A 17,515-nucleotide genomic window follows, 5' to 3' on the forward strand; every position below is an offset into this window, starting at 1 on the left:
CAGCCATGCGTTCCGGTACGGCATGATGCAGGACCTGGTCCTCGGCCTCGAGGTCGTCATGGCGGACGGCACGGTGTGGGACGGAATGCGCTCGGTGCAGAAGGACAATGCCGGCTATCAGCTGCGCAAGCTGTTCTGCGGTGCCGAAGGCACGCTCGGCATCGTGACGCGGGCAATCCTCAGGCTCCATCCCACGCCAAAGCAGCAGGCGAGCGCGCTGCTGGTGATGTCCGACTTCGCCGCCGCCGTGTCGTTCGGCACCTATCTGCGCGCGGAGGCCGGGGAGTTCCTTGCCGGGCTCGAATTCTTCTCCGATGTCGGGCTGACGCTGGCGCTCAAGCATCTACCTGATCTCGCCTACCAGCTGGAGACACGAGGCGACGTCTACCTGCTCGTCGAACTGGCATCGGGCTCGTCCCGGGTTCCTTTGGACGAAATCCTGAATTCGGCGCTGGAATGGGGCATGGAACAGGGTCTGGTCGTCGACGGCACGCTGGCCAATTCGGGCGCGCAGCGGGCGCAGTTCTGGCGCCTGCGCGAGGAACAGCCGGAGGGACAGCGCCTCGAAGGCGAGCAGCTCAAGCACGACATCTCCGTGCCCCCGGGCGCGATCGCGCGCTTCATCGAAGCCGGCGCGAAACTATGCCACGACATCCTGCCCGGGGTGCGAATCAACCCGTTCGGGCATCTCGGCGACGGCAACATTCACTACAATCTGTCGCCGCCCGAAGGCACCGCCGATTTTTATGGCAAGGCCGGGGCGTTCGCCGAGGCGCTGGCAACGCTAGCGACCGAAATGGGCGGCAGCTTTGCGGCCGAGCACGGGCTTGGCCGAGCCAAGATCGCCATGGCCGACCGCAATCGCGGCACGGTAGAGCGAGAACTTATGGCGCAACTGAAGTGCGCGTTCGATCCGCTGGGCACGATGAATCCCGGCGTTCTGGTGCGAGAGACACGTTCGGTCGATCCGCGATGAATTGAAGAGGGAGCAAAAAGGCCAAACCGGATGAATCTCGAACGCTTGCTCAGGTTCGTGAGGGCCTGCCATCGGCAGTCGCACTCAGTCAATTGGGAATCCAAGACGCATTGATCCGCAAAGGAGAACTTTCGAATGTACCCGCATTTCTTGATTTTGCACTGAGCCGCCTGGGTGCAGGTTAAGTCCGAAGGCGGGGACGAGAGTTCTGCCTTGCTTAAGAGGATGTCGAAGTATGGTCCGCAATGGCGGTCGCCTTCTTGTCGAGTGCCTGATCGCCTTGGGCGCGACCAAGAGCTTCGGCGTACCCGGCGAAAGTTATCTGGCGGTTCTCGACGCGCTGCACGACACCCACGGCAGACTGGACTATGTGYTCTGCCGCAATGAAGGCGGCGCGGCGTTCATGGCTTCCGCCTACGGCAAGCTGACGGGCACGCCCGGCATCTGCTTCGTCACCCGCGGCCCGGGCGTGACCAATGCCAGCATCGGCGTCCATACCGCCATGCAGGACTCCTCTCCGATGATCCTGTTCGTCGGCCAGGTCGGGACCGACATGAAGGGGCGCGAGGCATTCCAGGAGATCGACTACCGGGCAGTGTACGGAACCGTCGCAAAATGGGCGGTCGAGATCGACGACGTTGAGCGGCTTCCCGAGATCGTGGCGCGGGCCTGGACCACCGCCTTGACCGGCCGGCCGGGCCCAGTCGTCGTCGCGCTGCCGGAAGACATGTTGACCGCGGCGACGGAAGCCGTGCCGCTGAGCGGTCCCGCAGCGATTTTCGAAGCCGCGCCGGCGCAGGAGGCGACTGCTGCTGCGCTCAAGATGTTGGCCGCGGCCGAGAGGCCGGTCCTGCTCATGGGCGGCGCCAACTGGACGGCGGACGGACGCGCCGCGCTCAAGGCCTTCGCCGAAGCCTCCGACATCCCGGTCGTCGCCGCCTTCCGTTATCAGGACCAGTTCGACAACCATTCGCCGGTCTTCGTCGGTGAGGCCGGCGTCGGCATGGTGCCGCATGTGAAGAACCTGATCCGCGACGCGGACGTGATCCTTGCCGTCAATGTCCGCTTCGGCGAGATGACGACGGACGGTTACACGCTGCTCTCCGTGCCCGTGCCGCGGCAGAAGCTGATTCATGTGCACGGCTCCGACCGCGAGATCGGCAAGATCTATGTGCCGRCGATCGGCATCCATGCCGGCCCGAACGCTTTCGCCAAAGCACTCACCCCGATAAGGGGCACCTGGGCCGACTGGCGCGCTGCGGCACGCAAGGCCTATGAGGGCGCATTCGCGGCACCTGTCCAGCCCGGCCCGGTCGACATGGTCGCGGTCAGCGCCTGGCTGCGCGAGACTTTGCCTGCTGACGTCATCCTCACCAATGGCGCCGGCAATTTTACCGTGTGGCCGAACAAGTTCTTCAAGTTCGGGCCGAAGGCGCGTCTGGTTGCCCCGCAATCCGGCGCCATGGGCTATGGCCTGCCGGCCGCAATTGCCGCCAAGGTCGCGTATCCGAAGCGCACCGTCGTCTGCTTCGCCGGCGACGGCGACTTCCAGATGAACTGCCAGGAACTGGGCACGGCAATGCAGGCGGGCGCGCAGCCGATCGTGCTGATCATCAACAACGGCATCTATGGCACCATCCGTGCGCATCAGGAACGCAACTATCCGGCTCGCGTCTCCGGCACCTCGCTCGAGAACCCCGACTTCGTGACGCTGGCGAAGGCTTACGGCTTCCACGCGGAGCGCGTCGAGGCCACCGGCGATTTCGCGGCGGCATTCGAGCGCGCGCTGCAATCCGCGACCGGCGCCGTCCTCGACATCGCCATCTCACCCGAAGCGCTGACGCCTCGCCAAACCCTCTCCCAGATGCGCGACGCCGCGCTCGCTTCCCAGAAAGCCAAGGCATGACCTCCAGATCAGACGACATCCGCCTTGGCGCCGACATCGGCGGCACCTTCACCGACATCRCCCTCGATGTCAGGGGAACGATATTCTCGACCAAGGTTCTGACGAACTATACGGCGCCCGAGCAGGCGATCCTGGATGGCATCGACGTCGTCATCCGCGATGCCGGGATTTCGGCGGCCGAGATAGGCATCATCATCCACGGCACGACGCTGGCGACCAACGCGCTGATCGAGCGGCGCGGGGCCAGGACGGCCCTGGTCACGACCGAAGGTTTTCGCGACGTGATCGAGATGCGGACGGAAAACCGCTTCGAGCAATATGACCTTAACTTGCAGCTGCCAACGCCGCTGATCCCGCGCGAGGACCGCTTCACCGTCAAGGGCCGCATCGGCGCGGAAGGCCAGGAACTGCAGCCGCTTGACGAAGTCGSCCTGGAGGAGATCGCCGACCGCATCGCGGCCGGCAATTTCGGCTCGGTGGCGATCGGCTTCATCCACGCTTACGCCAACCCGGACCATGAGCGCCGCGCGCGCGAAATCCTTGCTCGCAAGCTTAGAATCCCGATCTCGATCAGCGCCGAGGTCTCGCCGCAGATGCGCGAGTTCGAGCGCTTCAACACGGTCTGCGCCAACGCCTATGTGCGGCCGCAGATGGCCGACTACCTCGCCCGTCTGCAGACGCGGCTGAAGGACATGGGCGCCGAATRCCCCGTCTTCATGATCCACTCCGGCGGCGGATTGATCTCGGTGGAAACCGCTTCGGAATTTCCGGTACGGCTGGTTGAATCCGGCCCGGCCGGCGGCGCCATTTTCGCAGCCRACATCGCCAAGCGCTTCGGACTGGAAAAGGTCGTCTCCTACGACATGGGCGGAACCACTGCCAAGATCTGCCTGATCGAGGACTATGCGCCGCGCACCGCGCGGACCTTCGAAGTGGCGCGCACCTACCGCTTCTCGAAAGGCTCGGGCATGCCGATCTCGATCCCCGTCATCGAGATGATCGAGATCGGCGCCGGCGGCGGCTCCATCGCCTGGGTCGACGCCATGGGCCGCATCCAGACCGGGCCCGAGAGCGCGGGATCGGAGCCGGGCCCGGCCTGCTACGGCCGCGGTGGCAGCCGCCCGGCAATCACCGACGCGGACCTCGTGCTCGGCAAGCTCGATCCACACAATTTCGCCGGCGGCGCGATCAGGCTCGATACGGCTGCATCCGAACAGGCCATCCTGCGCGAGGTCGGCGAGCGCCTGTCGCTCAACGCCATGGCGACCGCCTTCGGCATCTGCGAGGTGGTAGACGAGAACATGGCCAACGCCGCGCGCGTCCACGCCGTCGAGAACGGCAAGAACATCTCTGAGAATCTGATGATCGCCTTTGGCGGCGCCGCGCCGCTTCACGCGGCAAGGCTGTGCGAAAAGCTCGGCATCGACCGGTGCATCGTGCCGCGCGGCGCCGGCGTCGGGTCGGCGATCGGTTTCCTCAAGGCCCCGTTCGGCTACGAAGCGCTGACCTCGAAGCTGGCGCGCCTGTCGCAATTTAAGCCGGCCGAGGTCAACGCCCTGCTCGCCGATCTCAAAGCCTCCGCTGAAGGTTTTGTGCGCACCGGCGCCAGCGGCCAAATCGTCTGCGAGATCACCGCCTTCATGCGCTATGCCGGCCAGGGCTGGGAAATCCCCGYGCCGGTGGCCGATGCGCCATTCGGCGACGATGCCGTCGCCAAGCTCAAGGAGCTGTTCGAGGAGAGCTACCGGCGCTTCTTCGGCCGTGCCATCGACGGGCTCGACGGGCTGGAGATCGAGATCGTTACCTGGTCGGTGAAGGCAACGGATGTTCGGCCTGCGGTTGCGCGGCACGAACTCACCATGGGCAAGAAGACCAGCCAACCGACAACGACCCGGGAGGTGTTCGATCCGGTCAGCGGCGCGCCGCGCAGCTATGGCATCGTCGAGCGCGAGACGCTTTACACGGGCGATCGTGTGGCGGGCCCGGCCGTCATCGTCGAGCGCGAGACATCGACCGTCGTCACCACCAGCTTCGATGCCGTCATCCAGAGCGACGGCGCGATCCTCCTGATCCGCAAAGGCAGCTAGGCATGAGCGACATTGGCGAAATCCGCATGCAGGTCATGTGGAACCGGTTGATCTCGGTGGTCGAGGAGCAGGCGCTGACCTTGCTGCGCACCGCCTTCTCGACCTCGGTGCGCGAGTCCGGCGACCTGTCGGCGGGCGTGTTCGATCCGCGCGGCCAGATGCTGGCGCAGGCCGTCACCGGCACGCCCGGTCACGTCAACACCATGGCCGAGGCCGTGCTGCATTTCATGAACGCGATCCCGCGCGAGGAGATGTTCGAGGGCGACACCTATGTCACCAACGATCCTTGGCTGGGCACCGGCCATCTGCACGACATCACAATGGTATCGCCGTCCTTCCTCAACGGCGAGCTCGTCGCCTTCTTCGCCTGCACGGCGCATGTCGTCGATGTCGGCGGCCGCGGCTTCGGCGCCGACGGCAAGTCGGTCTATGAGGAAGGCATCCAGATCCCGATCATGAAGTTCGCGGAGAAGGGCAAGGTCAATCTCGACCTGGTCAGGATCCTGCGCGCCAATGTCCGCGAGCCCAATCAGGTGGTCGGCGATTTCTATTCGCTCGCGGCCTGCAACGAGGTCGGCCACCGGCGTCTCGTCGACATGATGAAGGAGATCGGCCTCACCTCGCTCGACGGTCTCGGCGACTTCATCTTCTCGCGCACCCGCGACGCCATGCTCGAACGCATCGGGGCGCTGCCCAAGGGAAGCTGGTCGAACGAGCTCGTGACCGACGGCTACGACGAGCCCGTTAAGCTCGCGGCTACGGTTTCGGTGCGCGACGACCATGTCGAGGTCGACTTCACCGGCACCGATCCGATGAGCCGCTGGGGCATCAACTGCCCGATCATCTACAGCAAGGCCTATGCCTGCTACGCGYTGAAATGCATGGTGGCGCCCGACATTCCGAACAATRCAGCCTCGCTCGCTTTCTTCACCGTGTCGTCGCCGGTCAACATCCTCAATGCCGTGCGGCCGGCGCCGGTGGCGCTCAGGCACATCTTCGGCCACATGGTTCCCGATCTGGTGCTGGGCGCATTCTCCAAGGCTCTGCCGGGAAAAATCCTCGCCGAAGGAGCCGGCGCGCTGTGGAACATCCACATTTCGGCACGCCCGGTCGCCGGTGGCACCGGCCGCCGCGCCGAAGTGCTGATGTTCAACTCCGGCGGCATGGGTGCGCGCCCCGAGCTCGACGGCTTGTCGGCTACGGCCTTCCCATCGGGCGTGCACACGATGCCGATCGAGGCGACGGAGCACACCGGCCCGATCGTCATCTGGCGCAAGGAGCTGCGGCCCAATTCCGGCGGCGACGGCGAATTCCGCGGGGGCCTTGGCCAAGTCATCGAGATCGCCGCGACCGATGGCCACGAATTCGACTTCTCGGCCATGTTCGACCGGGTCAACCATCCGCCGCGCGGACGCAATGGCGGCAAGCCCGGCGTCGCCGGCGTGGTCAAGTTGGATGACGGCACGAAGATGCGCCCCAAGGGCTGGCAGCATGTGCCCGCCGGCCGGCGGCTGATATTGGAGCTGCCGGGCGGGGGCGGCTATGGCGATCCGGCCAAGCGCAGCGCCGCCGCGCGGGCTAACGACCGATCCAAGGGCTATATTTCGGAGAACGATTGATGAGCTATGTTGCCTCGCGCCTCTCGGTGGTGAAACCCTCCGCATCGATGGCCGCTTCGCAGGCCGCCAAGGCGCTGCGCGCCAAGGGCGTGGATGTGATCGATCTCGGGCTGGGCGAGCCCGATTTYCCGACTCCGCTCCACATCATCGACGCCGCCCATTTCGCTGCGAAGGCCGGCCAGACGCTCTACACCGCTGYCGCCGGCACGCCCGAAGTGCGTGAAGCGATAGCGGGAAAATTCCGCCGCGAGAACGGGCTGGACTACACGGCCGACGATATCGTCGTGGCCAACGGCGCCAAGCAGATCATCTTCAACGCRCTGATGGCGACGCTGGAGACCGGCGACGAGGCGATCCTGCCGGCGCCCTATTTCGTCTCCTATCCCGAGATGGTGAAGCTGCTCGGCGGCACGCCTGTCGCCGTCGAATGTCCAGAAACCACGGGCTTTCGGCTGACGCCCGCGTTGCTTGAACAGGCCATCACGCCGAGGACAAAGTGGCTCTTCCTCAACATGCCGGGCAATCCATCCGGCGCGGTGTATTCAGAATCCGATCTCAAAGCGCTGGGCGCGGTGCTGGCCAAGCACCCGCATGTGCTTGTCCTCTCCGACGAGATCTACGAGCACATCCTCTTCGACGGGCGCGAGTTCGTTTCCTTCGGCAAGGCATGTCCCGAACTCAAGCACCGCACGTTGATCGTCAATGGCGTCTCGAAATCCTATGCGATGACCGGCTGGCGCGTCGGCTACGCGGCAGGACCCGCACCGCTCCTCAAGGCGATGTCGACGATCCAGAGCCAGTCGTGCACTTCGGTGTGCTCGATCGCCCAGGCTGCGACGGTCGCCGCGCTGAACGGCCCCCAGGACGAGGTCGCGCGCTTCCGCCAGGCCTTCGAGGCGCGCCGCGATCTGGTCGTGAACGGCATCCGCAAGATCAACGGCCTGACGCTGTCGCCGCCGGAGGGCGCCTTCTATGCCTATATCGGCTGCGCCAGCCTGATCGGCCGCAGGACCCCCAAGGGTGCCGTGCTTGAAGACGATGCGGCCGTGTCGAATTATCTTCTCAACGAAGGTAGGGTGGCGTCGGTGCCGGGCGTCGCCTATGGACTGTCACCCTATTTCCGCATCTCGACCGCGACCAGCGAAGAGGTGCTGACCGAGGCGATCGCGCGCATCAACGCCGCGGTCGCGCAAGTGGAGTAAACGAATGCCGCATTACGAACGTATCCTGATCACCGGCGCCGCTGGCCGGCTCGGCTCGCAGTTGAGGAAGGGGCTGGCGCCGCTTGCGGCCAAGATCCGGCTGGCCGGCCGCCAGCCCTTCGGCGATCTTGCGCCGCATGAAGAAGAAGCGGCCTTCGATCTCGCCGACATGGAGGCGACAATCGCGGCGACGAAGGACTGCGATGCGATCGTGCATTTCGGCGGCGCGCCGCTCGAATGCGAGTGGCAGACCATCCTCGATTCCAGCATCCGCGGCTCCTACCACATCTATGAAGGCGCCCGGAAGCACGGCGTGAAGCGCGTCATCTACGCTTCGTCCGTGCATGCCATCGGCTATCACGAGATCGAGGCCCATATCGGCGTCGACGCACCGGTGCGCCCGGACAGCCTCTATGGCGTGTCAAAGAATTTCGTCGAAAGCCTCAGCCGGCTCTATTGGGACAAGTTTGGCATCGAGACCGTGTGCCTGCGCATCTTCTCGTCTTTCCCCGAGCCGGCCGATCRGCGCATGCTGTGGTCGTATCTTTCCTTCGCCGACTGCGTGCGCCTGGTCGAGGCATCGCTGACGGCGCCGCGTGTCGGCCACACCATCTCGTTCGGCCTATCCAACAACAAGCTGAAGATGGTCGACAACAGCGGCGCCGACCATCTCGGCTTCATCCCGCAGGACAGCGCCGAGCCTTTCCGCGCCGCCGTCGAAGCGAAGACCCCTGTTCCCGATCCGACGAGGCCCTCGGTGAAATATCTCGGCGGCTGGTTCTGCGAGCTCGGCCACCCGGACGACAAGCCGGTGTGAAGACATGGGCAGCGGCCAAGTGGTGTGGTTGTCAAAGCTCGGCACATCGCCACGRCCATAACTACAATCATCCGCCGCATAGAGCGCCATTCGTGTAGAAGCTCCTTTCTAAACGGGCGGCCGGCCATCGCCGCCATGTTTGCGGCGCATCCCTGTTCGCGCTGCCCTRCTCGAAATCGCAACGAAGCTGCGTGCCGGGTCGGCGCAATCGTTTTCTGAAGTTGCTGCGACATTCGGTTGGTCGCGGCGATCCTCGCYGCCCTGCTCTTTGAGCAACGTGCCGTGCCATGGCTGGTCCGGCACCACATCACACCTCCGCCTCCACTCTTTCTCCAATCCGGCGGTCGGGTTGGCGCGTTCGCTTTGGCGTCGTATTGGGACCAACGAGCCCGGCCGCGAGAAGTGCTTGAGAAATATCGCCGGCGCGGTCCCGCCCCCGCAGGATGCACTGCTCAAGTAGCCAGTCTGCTRCCGGCTGCCAAGCGGACCAGAAACGTTCGTTTGGAGCTTCCCCCTCTCGCCCAGACGCAGCCRCCATGTCGTCCAGACAGTCGCCGAGCAGGTCTCTTCCACGGTCGCGGTACGAAAAATCGAGCAGAGCCCGCCACTCCTCGTTGCCGCCGTGCGCAAAAAGCCAATTTGGCGAGCCAGCACGTGCGCCGCTCGTGAGGGACTGTCGTTCGTCTCGATCCGCGGAATACGCACGCGCACACTCGACCAGACCGGTCAAATAGGTTGAAAACGACTTTTGATGCTCCTCGGTAGAACTCAGGCGATACAGTCAGTCAAGCCTCATCAAGACATTGTCCCACCAGTCGTCCGAAATGTGAGGCAACTCAACCGGGGGTTCTTTGCCCAAGAGAAGCCCAAGCACGCGCGGTGGGGTCCGCGGCATCTGCTGGATCCGGCGTCCAGTCGCATGGCTACGGCGCAAGCGATAGCGCCGGCGGGTCCATGATGGGAACTTCGCCCGCGCCCTCCGCGCCTAAGGGGCCGATCGAAGGAGCGCCCTCGTAAAGATCAATCTCGACAGCCAATGCGAGCGCACGCCGGGCGCGCAACGAACGCTGCGCGTCCCTTGTCGTAGCGTGCTCCGGTTTCGTAGCCGGCCATGTCAGCAGCTTCGGCCAAAACCGCAGGGTCACCGATAAGCTCGCGCAGAGCAGCGATGTGATTCGTGTGAGGCATGCCGCCCGTTACTCGGCCGCCGCAGCGAGGCCTCCGCGGAGACAGCGCTCAAACGAGGCACGCATAATACCGGCGTAATGCGCGAACTCGTCCAGCACGGTTGCACCGAGATCGCCTTCGAACATCTTCTGGTTGGGACTCGCGACGAACTCCTGCGTGGCGTCGTCTCCGAGATTCGACTGAAAAATGCCCGCCGCGCTGACCGGGAGGAAATCCTCGTATACGATCGGGTCGAACCGTACGAGACCCGCGTCGACGGCGGCTTCGAGGTCCATGTCGATCCCCGCGCGGCGCTGGYCCTCTGCCGTCAAAGAATAGCTGAAATAACCCAGGCCGTGCCTGCGGATCGCGTTCCAATCATCCGGGAATCCCCTGAAGGCCTCGGCCAAAGCCGCTTCATATTCAGAGGCGTTCGAGCCGTCTGCCGCGGGCCTGCAGCGCTCACGTGCTTCGTTGAGCAGACGGTCGTAGAGCGCGCGGCCCTTGGGCGTCAGAGCGATGCCGCGTTGTTCGATCTCTCCGAACCGGGCTGTGTGGGAACCGGASCGCGAACTGCCGTCCACCTCAGGGAACGAAACCGCTTCCTCGAGGGCCTTGAACGAGGTCTGGCGCAGCAGGATCGGGCATCGGCGGGTCGGCGGCCCTTCCACGATGGCTTTCGGCACGATCCCTTCCTCAGGCATGCGCTCCTGAACCCGGTCGATGTCCAGCGTGCGCGGAGTCAGATGATTGATATGGGGGCCTTTGAAAGAGACGATATCGGCGATCAGCCGATGGGCACTGTGGAGCCGCTCGTACATRCCGGCGCTGACGGTCGCCTTGTCGTGYCACCTGAAGGTCTCGAGCACCTCCCTGACAAAACGCTCTGCGTCCTGCCCGTCCAGCCCTCCCTGTCGCTCCGCCTTCTCCACAAGTTCCAGCGCGCCATCCGTAAATATCTTGCGCTTCGACAGGAYGGCGGCGGCCTCGTTCCGCAGGGCCTCGTCTTTGATGAGGTCGAGGCGGAGCAGCGAGGTGAACACGCGGAAGGGGTTGATCTTCAGGCTGGYGCCGCCAACCGGCCGGAACGCTGTCGAATGCACGGGGACACCGGCGGTTGAGAGATCGTAATAGCCCACCGGCTGCATACCCATCACGGCGAAGACGCGGCGCATCGTCGAAAGTTCCTGAGCAGTACCCAGCCGGATTGCGCCGTGCCGTTCTTCGGAAATGYGGTCGAGCGAGTCCGTGACGGCGAGCCGCTYCCTCATCTCCGAATCGGCGGCCAATGCCTCCTCGTTCACCCGAGCGACCAGGCGCATGAGCGTGCCGTATGCAGGGACCTCATCACGATACATGGCCGACATGGCCGCAGAGAACTCCGACCGGATGGAGTCGGAAGTAACGAAGCCGGATTTCGTCATCGCCTTTGCCTCTCGCCGTCTGAAATTGCGGATGGTTCATTCGCCACTTTCATCGTAACTTTGAGGCTTCGGTGCTGTAACGCGACCTTTCGTGATAACTTGATGCGAGTCTGGAATGAAGCTTAATCGGAAAATGATCCCCGACCTGTCGGTGCTGCAGGCTTTCGAATGCGCCGCCCGGCACGGGAACTTCACTCTGGCGGCAGCCGAACTGAACCTCACGCAAAGCGCAGTGAGCAGGCAAATCCGTGCATTGGAAGACCAGCTTGGCGTACCCCTCTTTGAGAGGATACGCCAAAGGGTGGTTTTGTCCGAGGTGGGTCAATCCCTGCTCCCGGAAGTCATCCGCCTGCTGGGACAGACCGAGGAAATGGTTCTGCGCGCGATGGCTGCCGCCGACGGCAAGAAGATACTCTCTGTCGCCACGCTCCCGACCTTCGGCGCACGATGGYTGACGCGCAGGCTGCCAAATTTCCTTGAGAGACACCCAGGAACCGTCGTCAACGTGGCGTCTCGGTCCCAACCATTCGATTTCTCGGTCGACCTTTTCGACATAGCCATCCACTACGGGCAGCCCATCTGGGCACACGGAATCTGCACCTATCTGTGCAGCGACGTGATCCTGCCTGTGGGAAGCCCTGATCTCATGTCGCGGTGGCCAATACTGGAAAGTTCCGATCTAGTGGCCGCACCACTTCTTCATCTGGCGACACGGCCGAAGCAGTGGAGCGAATGGTTCGAATTGGACGGTCTTGAAGGGGCAAACGCTTTCCACGGAAGCCGTTTCGATCAATTCAACATGATCATCGAAGCTGCGGTCGCGGGAATTGGTTTTGCACTCCTGCCTCGTTACCTGATCGAGGAAGAGCTGCGAACCGAAAAGCTCGCCGTCGCCGTTCCGCGGCCCATCACCACGAATAACAACTACTATGTCGTGCTGCCTGAGGGAAAAAGCGACAATCCCACGGCATCGGCATTCCAAACGTGGTTGATGGAACAGGTTCGCCATCCGAAACAACGCGAGCGAGAAGTTAGGCGTCGCATTGCCGCGCGCTGACGGATGGACGCTAAGGATCGTTGATCATCGGATGCTCGTCTCAAGCACAAGATTTGACCCTTCAGCTCGGTGGCCGATACCCGCCCCTCGCCTCTGCTCGCTTCCAACCTCATCAATTCCGCGGTTCACGCAGCTGCCCCGACGCAGCGCCCGTTCGAACGAGGGGTCGTTCCAYGGCCCCCAGAGCGTTCGCGTGTCACCGAYGACATCTGCTTCAGCCAACTCTGCCGCCGCCGGTTGCTCGATCAACTGAAATCGGCCGCGACGACTTAGACTAGTTTCCGTCCATAAAGCACGTTTATGGACGGAAACTAGACTAGACCTGACGATCAGAACTCGCGTGCTAATTGGTCGACAGGTCGACTTTGCGACGGTCGGCCAGCGTCGACATCGCCACGGCTCTCGCAGTCCTTGTCCTGTCACTCTGCGATTGAGGGCCCTGGTATCGGCATTGGATTCCAAAGCAGGCGAAGGCGCGGAAAAGGGTGTTCACCAGCTTGCTGCGAACGGCAGAAAATGCTGGGCCCCATGGTATTTCCCGATGGCAGCGTGYGCGTTCACTTCCTCGGCCCCTGCGCTAAACAGGTGATCTGGTCAGAACGGCGCGCGAATGCGTGACGCGTGGGGCCTCCCGGAAGTAGTCGGCCGCCAAGCGCCGCCACTTTTGGAAATCGGCAGAGTTACGAATGGACCATGTAGTCCTCGACGGTTTCCCACTTGACCACCAGCCGATAACTGGTTGGGTCTTCCCCGATCCGGTGAAGCGAGAGGCCGTGGCAACCCTTGGCTTTGAGGAAGAGCGGGGCAGCCTCGGCCACAGCCCGCTCGAAGGCCGCCCGCTACCCGGCTTGACCGCAAGCTCGGCAACCTCCAGGAACATACAGTTCCCCACTTCAGCTGACCGGCTTCTGGCCGTGCTCGGCATCAATCCGCCGCGTATCGCCCGTCGCAATCAGCGTGCGCGTTGCTTCCACGCTCGCGTAAATCCAGAGGATCTTCATCCGCTTCGTTTTCGACGCATTGATGAACCGATGCGGCAGGTTGGCGGGAATGAATGTCGTGTCCTCGGGCTTCAACTCGTGGCGCTCGCCATCGATCTCGGCGATAGCATTTCCCTCGAGCAGCATCACACTTTCCTCGCAGTTGTGTGTGTGCAACGGGATCGCCGCGCCCGGCTCGAAAATCGTGATACCGTTGATGAAGCTGGTCGTCCCGGAGGCGCGGTTCACCAGCGGAATCGYCTTGGCCCCGCCGCCGCGTTCGTGCGCGGGAATCTGATCGGGTCTGAATACAGCGGCCTTCTGTGTCGTCATCGGGGGTTGCCTTTCGCTACTCTGACTTGGATGCTGGTGCGGAGTTTCGTGCCGGACCGATCCACACCGTCTTGATGTTGACGAACTCGCGAATGCCGCAGACACCCAATTCGCGGCCGTATCCGGAGCGCTTGATGCCGCCGAACGGGAGGCGGGGATCGGAAGCAACCATGYCGTTGATGAACACGGCGCCGGCATCGATCCTGCGCGCCAGTTGGYGAGCACGGCCGAGGTCGGAGGTCCAGATGGCCGCACCGAGGCCATACTCGGTCTGATTGGCGAGCGTGATGGCCTCGTCGGCGTTCTCGACCCGGACAATGGCCGCGACCGGTCCAAAGGTCTCCTCGTCGAAGGCCGCCATCCCCGGGGTGACATGGTCGAGGATCGTCGGTGCATAGTAATAGCCCGGCCTCTCAATCGGCTGCCCACCGATTTCCAGTCGAGCACCCGCAGCCAATGATCGTTCAACCTGCTCGTGCAGGGCGGCGCGTAGATTTGCGCGCGCCAGCGGCCCGATCGAGGTCTCTGCGTCCAGCGGATCACCGATCTTCAGACGTTCGACACCTCGGCGGAACGCCTGCACGAAGGCATCGGCCACACCCTCCTCGACGATAAAGCGCTTGGCATTGACACAGCTCTGCCCCACATTGATGAACCGCGCCTTCACCGCCACGGCGGCGGCAGCCTCAACATTCGCGTCTGCCAGCACCACGAAGGGGTCGGAGCCGCCGAGTTCAAGCACCTGCTTCTTCAGCGCCTTTCCYGCCTGCGCTGCAACGATTGCGCCGACCTGCGTCGAACCGGTCAGTGTCACAGCCGCGATCCTGTCATCCGCGATCAGGCCCGCAACCCTATCCGGCTGGATCATGAGCGTTCGGAACAGCCCGTCCGGACAACCGGCAGCCGTCATGACCTCCTCAATCGCCAGGGCACACTGCGGCACGTTGTTGGYGTGCTTCAGGATCGCGCCATTGCCGGCTGCAAGCGCCGGCGCGGCGAAGCGGAAGAACTGCCAGAACGGATAGTTCCACGGCATGATGGCGAGCACGACGCCGAGCGGATCGAAGACGGCGGCGCTTTCGGTCGCCGAAGACTCAATAAACTCGTCGGCAAGGAAGCGGGGAGCGTTCTCGGCGTAGAAGTCGCAGTTCCACGCGCATTTCTCGATTTCGGCCTCGGACTCGACGAGAGGTTTCCCCATCTCCTGTGTGATCAGCCGGGCATAGCGTGTCTTCTCCTTCCTGAGCACAACGGCCATCTGTCTGAGCAGCGGAACGCGATCCTCGACCGATCGTGCGCGCCATGCGCGTTGGGCGCGAACGGCGGCGGTCAATGCCGAGTCGACCTCGGCGGCGGAATGCTCCTCGAAACTAGCGATCTCTTCGCCTGAAGTCGGGTTGATTGARACAATCACTGAATAATCCTCTGTTCTTCTTGCGCTATATCGGCGCCGTGCATCGGGCACCTATTTGGAGGACCAGACGAACGATCGTCCGAGCCGATGACCATCCGATAAGGCTTAGGACGTCAGATCTTCATCAGAGACGAGCAGGCCGTCGTAGTCGGCGTAGGCGAAGGCACCGGGCCGAAAATCCACGCCGCCGAAATGCACCGCGCCGCCAACCCGCCCTGCCCCGTCCTTGGACGACTTTTTCGGCGAGACGCCGAGGCAGAAGACAGCTACATCCATCTGCTCGATCTCCGCGCTGTCGCGAACCGATCCGTTGATGACGATACCTGCCCACCCATGGTCCCGCAGAAGCATGGCGATCTGGTCACCGAGGAGGGCRCAGCGGGTGGAACCCCCACCATCGACGATCATCACTCTGCCCTCGCCCCGCTTCTGGAGCTCCGACTTGAGGAGCGCGTTGTCCTCGAAGCACTTCACCGTTGCGATCGGGCCACAAAACTGTTTCTTCCGTCCCAGCTTTATGAATGGCAGATCGCAGAACCGGACGGCATCACCGTGCGCGTCGACAAGATCGGCTGTTTTCATACGTCATTCCTCGATATTTCGAGCACTGGCTCGTTAGTAGCTGGCAAAGACGGCCTTCAGTTCATCGACCTGCCCGGCGGTCAGCATGCGCGTCGGCGCGCCACGCAGGAGCACCAGCAGCTTCGCCGTCCCCTCGAGTTCCTCGGCTGCATAAACCGCTGACGCGATGTCCTTGCCGGTCACAACCGGTCCGTGGTTGGCGAGCAGCACCGCAGCGTATTTGYCGCGAAGCTCGCGAATGAGATCGCCGGATTTTTCGTCGCCGGGACGGACGTACGGTACCAATTTAACCGCACCAACACGCATGACGACGTAAGGCGTGAGCGGCGGAATGCAGTCGTCCGGGTCAACGTCCGTTAAACATGAGAGCGCGGTGGCGAACGTCGAATGCAAATGCACGACTGCGCCGGTTTCGGGCCTCGTTTCGTAGAAAGCCCGGTGCAGGAAAATCTCCTTGGACGGCTTATCACCCGACAGATGCCGACCGTCGCGATCGAGCTTTGCGATGCGGCCTGGATCGAGAAATCCGAGGCATGAATTGGTGGGCGTGATGAGGAGGCCGTCTTCTACTGCGGCGCTGATGTTTCCGGCAGACCCGACGGAGAAACCGCGATCGTAAAGCGACTTCGACAGTCTGGCAATGTCATCGCGAATGCGTGTCTCGTTGCTCATCRTCCGGCCAGCCTTTCAAGCGCCTTTTCGAAGAAATCGAGTGAGCCGAAGTTTCCGGATTTCAGCGCCAGTGCGATTGGACGCGGACTGCCGGAAACAAGCACCGGCACACCCGGATCGATCTCCGATCCAATCTTCAACGCACCCAGATCAAGCGCGGAGACGACCGCTCCGGAGGTCTCRCCGCCTGCAACGACGAGCCTCCGGACACCGCTGGCAATCAACTTGCACGCCGTATCGGCAAACAGCGCATCGAGAGTCTGGGCAACATGCTCACGTCCATGAATGCCCTGTAACCGCGCGACCTCTTCGGGCCTGGCAGATGAATAGACCAACGGGGCGCGGCCCGGATTGTCGAGCACAAACGATACCAGTTGATCCGCGTTCGTCTGGCCACGCATGACTGCATCGACGTCGATCGCCAGAGTCGGATGTCGCTTCTTGTGATGGTCTATCTGACCGCGTGTCGCGCCGGAGCAGCTTCCAGCAAGAACCGCTTCAGGTCCCTCGACAGCGATTCGGCTGGGCGGAGCGCCTTTGGCCTCGCCCGCCGCGATGAAGTTGGCCGGAAGGCCCAATGCAATCCCGGAGCCGCCGGTGATGAGCTTGGCGCTGTCACAGGCGCGGCCGATCGCCACCAGATCGTCGGCAGTGATGGCGTCCACGATTGCAAGACGTTCACCCCGGTCGGCGACCTGCCGCAATTCTGAGGCAATGCGTGCTGCGCCCTCGCGCACGGCCTGCCAGGCAACGAGGCCGACAGGATGCCTTGTCTGCCGGCCGAGCCAGCGGCGGATGTCGGGATCCGTCATCGGGTTCAGCGGGTGGTTCTCGAGGCCGGATTCGTTGAGYAGCCGGTCGTGAACGAAAAGGTGCCCCTGGTAGACCGTGCGACCCGCCGCCGGAAATGCGGGACACGCGACCACGCCATTGACCCCGAGATCATCGGCCAATGCTTCGGCAACAGGTCCGATGTTGCCGTCAGGCGTCGAGTCGAAGGTCGAGCAGTATTTGAAGACGATCTGGCGGCAGCCCTGGCCGAGCAGCCAGCGAAGCCCCGCGCGCGATTGCTCGACCGCCTCAGTGACCGGAATTGATCGGCTTTTCAGGGCAACGACGCTGGCCTCGATGTCGGACGAAGCATCGCTCTGCGGAACACCGAGAAACTGCGCAGTGTTCAGACCGCCCTGCCCGGGCAAGCCTTTTGCCAGGGTGTTGGCGATGTCGCTCGCACCGGTGAAGTCGTCTGCAATAACGCCGACTAGCATCAGGATCGCGC

At 63.2% G+C, this 17,515-nt stretch carries 14 protein-coding genes; 7 read left to right on the forward strand and 7 right to left on the reverse strand.

What is annotated here, in order from left to right; translation table 11 throughout:
• The 6 genes from ORS3428_RS22355 to ORS3428_RS22380 form a co-directional block, all read left to right on the forward strand.
• Window positions 1-976 (forward strand): FAD-binding oxidoreductase (locus ORS3428_RS22355; RefSeq protein WP_071100473.1); only part of this gene is annotated, 976 nt, incomplete at its 5' end.
• A gap of 235 nt (window positions 977-1,211) precedes the next feature.
• Window positions 1,212-2,882 (forward strand): thiamine pyrophosphate-dependent enzyme, encoded by a 1,671-nt coding sequence (locus ORS3428_RS22360; RefSeq protein WP_071100474.1) that lies wholly within the window; start codon window positions 1,212-1,214, stop codon window positions 2,880-2,882.
• Complete coding sequence (locus ORS3428_RS22365; protein ID WP_071100475.1) at window positions 2,879-4,969, forward strand: hydantoinase/oxoprolinase family protein; 2,091 nt, start codon at window positions 2,879-2,881, stop codon at window positions 4,967-4,969. The genes ORS3428_RS22360 and ORS3428_RS22365 overlap by 4 nt, the downstream gene beginning before the upstream one ends.
• Before the next feature lie 2 nt (window positions 4,970-4,971).
• Complete coding sequence (locus tag ORS3428_RS22370) at window positions 4,972-6,588, forward strand: hydantoinase B/oxoprolinase family protein (protein ID WP_071100476.1); 1,617 nt, start codon at window positions 4,972-4,974, stop codon at window positions 6,586-6,588.
• Window positions 6,588-7,790, forward strand: a complete 1,203-nt coding sequence (locus tag ORS3428_RS22375; protein ID WP_071100477.1) for a pyridoxal phosphate-dependent aminotransferase — start codon at window positions 6,588-6,590, stop codon at window positions 7,788-7,790. Before ORS3428_RS22370 ends, ORS3428_RS22375 begins: the two co-directional genes overlap by 1 nt.
• A 4-nt stretch (window positions 7,791-7,794) precedes the next feature.
• Window positions 7,795-8,607 carry an NAD-dependent epimerase/dehydratase family protein gene (locus ORS3428_RS22380; RefSeq protein ID WP_071100478.1) on the forward strand — a complete coding sequence of 271 codons (813 nt, stop codon included), beginning with the start codon at window positions 7,795-7,797 and terminating at the stop codon, window positions 8,605-8,607.
• A gap of 1,196 nt (window positions 8,608-9,803) precedes the next feature.
• On the opposite strand, the gene hglS is transcribed toward ORS3428_RS22380, so the two are convergent.
• A complete protein-coding gene (gene hglS, locus ORS3428_RS22385) occupies window positions 9,804-11,198 on the reverse strand; it encodes a 2-oxoadipate dioxygenase/decarboxylase HglS (protein ID WP_071100479.1) in 1,395 nt (464 codons plus the stop codon).
• 115 nt (window positions 11,199-11,313) lie between these two features.
• On the opposite strand from hglS, the gene ORS3428_RS22390 reads away from it, so the two are divergent.
• On the forward strand, window positions 11,314-12,255 hold the full coding sequence (locus ORS3428_RS22390; RefSeq protein WP_071100480.1) for a LysR family transcriptional regulator: 942 nt from the start codon (window positions 11,314-11,316) through the stop codon (window positions 12,253-12,255).
• Between the two features lie 680 nt (window positions 12,256-12,935).
• On the opposite strand, the gene ORS3428_RS34320 is transcribed toward ORS3428_RS22390, so the two are convergent.
• The 6 genes from ORS3428_RS34320 to otnK all read right to left on the reverse strand — a co-directional run bounded on the left by ORS3428_RS34320 (window position 12,936) and on the right by otnK (window position 17,504).
• Entirely contained in the window at window positions 12,936-13,073 is a 138-nt protein-coding gene (locus ORS3428_RS34320) for an antibiotic biosynthesis monooxygenase family protein (RefSeq protein ID WP_338011954.1), read from the reverse strand.
• 75 nt (window positions 13,074-13,148) lie between these two features.
• Window positions 13,149-13,568: a cupin domain-containing protein gene (locus tag ORS3428_RS22400; protein ID WP_071100481.1), complete on the reverse strand. Its 420-nt coding sequence runs from the start codon at window positions 13,566-13,568 to the stop codon at window positions 13,149-13,151.
• 16 nt (window positions 13,569-13,584) lie between these two features.
• Window positions 13,585-14,982 (reverse strand): NAD-dependent succinate-semialdehyde dehydrogenase, encoded by a 1,398-nt coding sequence (locus ORS3428_RS22405; RefSeq protein WP_071100482.1) that lies wholly within the window; start codon window positions 14,980-14,982, stop codon window positions 13,585-13,587.
• A 105-nt stretch (window positions 14,983-15,087) separates the two neighbouring features.
• Window positions 15,088-15,564 (reverse strand): ribonuclease E activity regulator RraA, encoded by a 477-nt coding sequence (gene rraA, locus ORS3428_RS22410; protein WP_040985629.1) that lies wholly within the window; start codon window positions 15,562-15,564, stop codon window positions 15,088-15,090.
• A gap of 33 nt (window positions 15,565-15,597) precedes the next feature.
• Window positions 15,598-16,236: a 3-oxo-tetronate 4-phosphate decarboxylase gene (gene otnC / locus ORS3428_RS22415; RefSeq protein ID WP_071100483.1), complete on the reverse strand. Its 639-nt coding sequence runs from the start codon at window positions 16,234-16,236 to the stop codon at window positions 15,598-15,600.
• Window positions 16,233-17,504 (reverse strand): 3-oxo-tetronate kinase, encoded by a 1,272-nt coding sequence (gene otnK, locus ORS3428_RS22420; protein ID WP_071100484.1) that lies wholly within the window; start codon window positions 17,502-17,504, stop codon window positions 16,233-16,235. Before otnK ends, otnC begins: the two co-directional genes overlap by 4 nt.
• Between the last annotated feature and the right edge of the window lie 11 nt (window positions 17,505-17,515).

This window comes from Mesorhizobium sp. ORS 3428, from assembly GCF_001854785.1.
Taxonomy (GTDB): domain Bacteria; phylum Pseudomonadota; class Alphaproteobacteria; order Rhizobiales; family Rhizobiaceae; genus Mesorhizobium.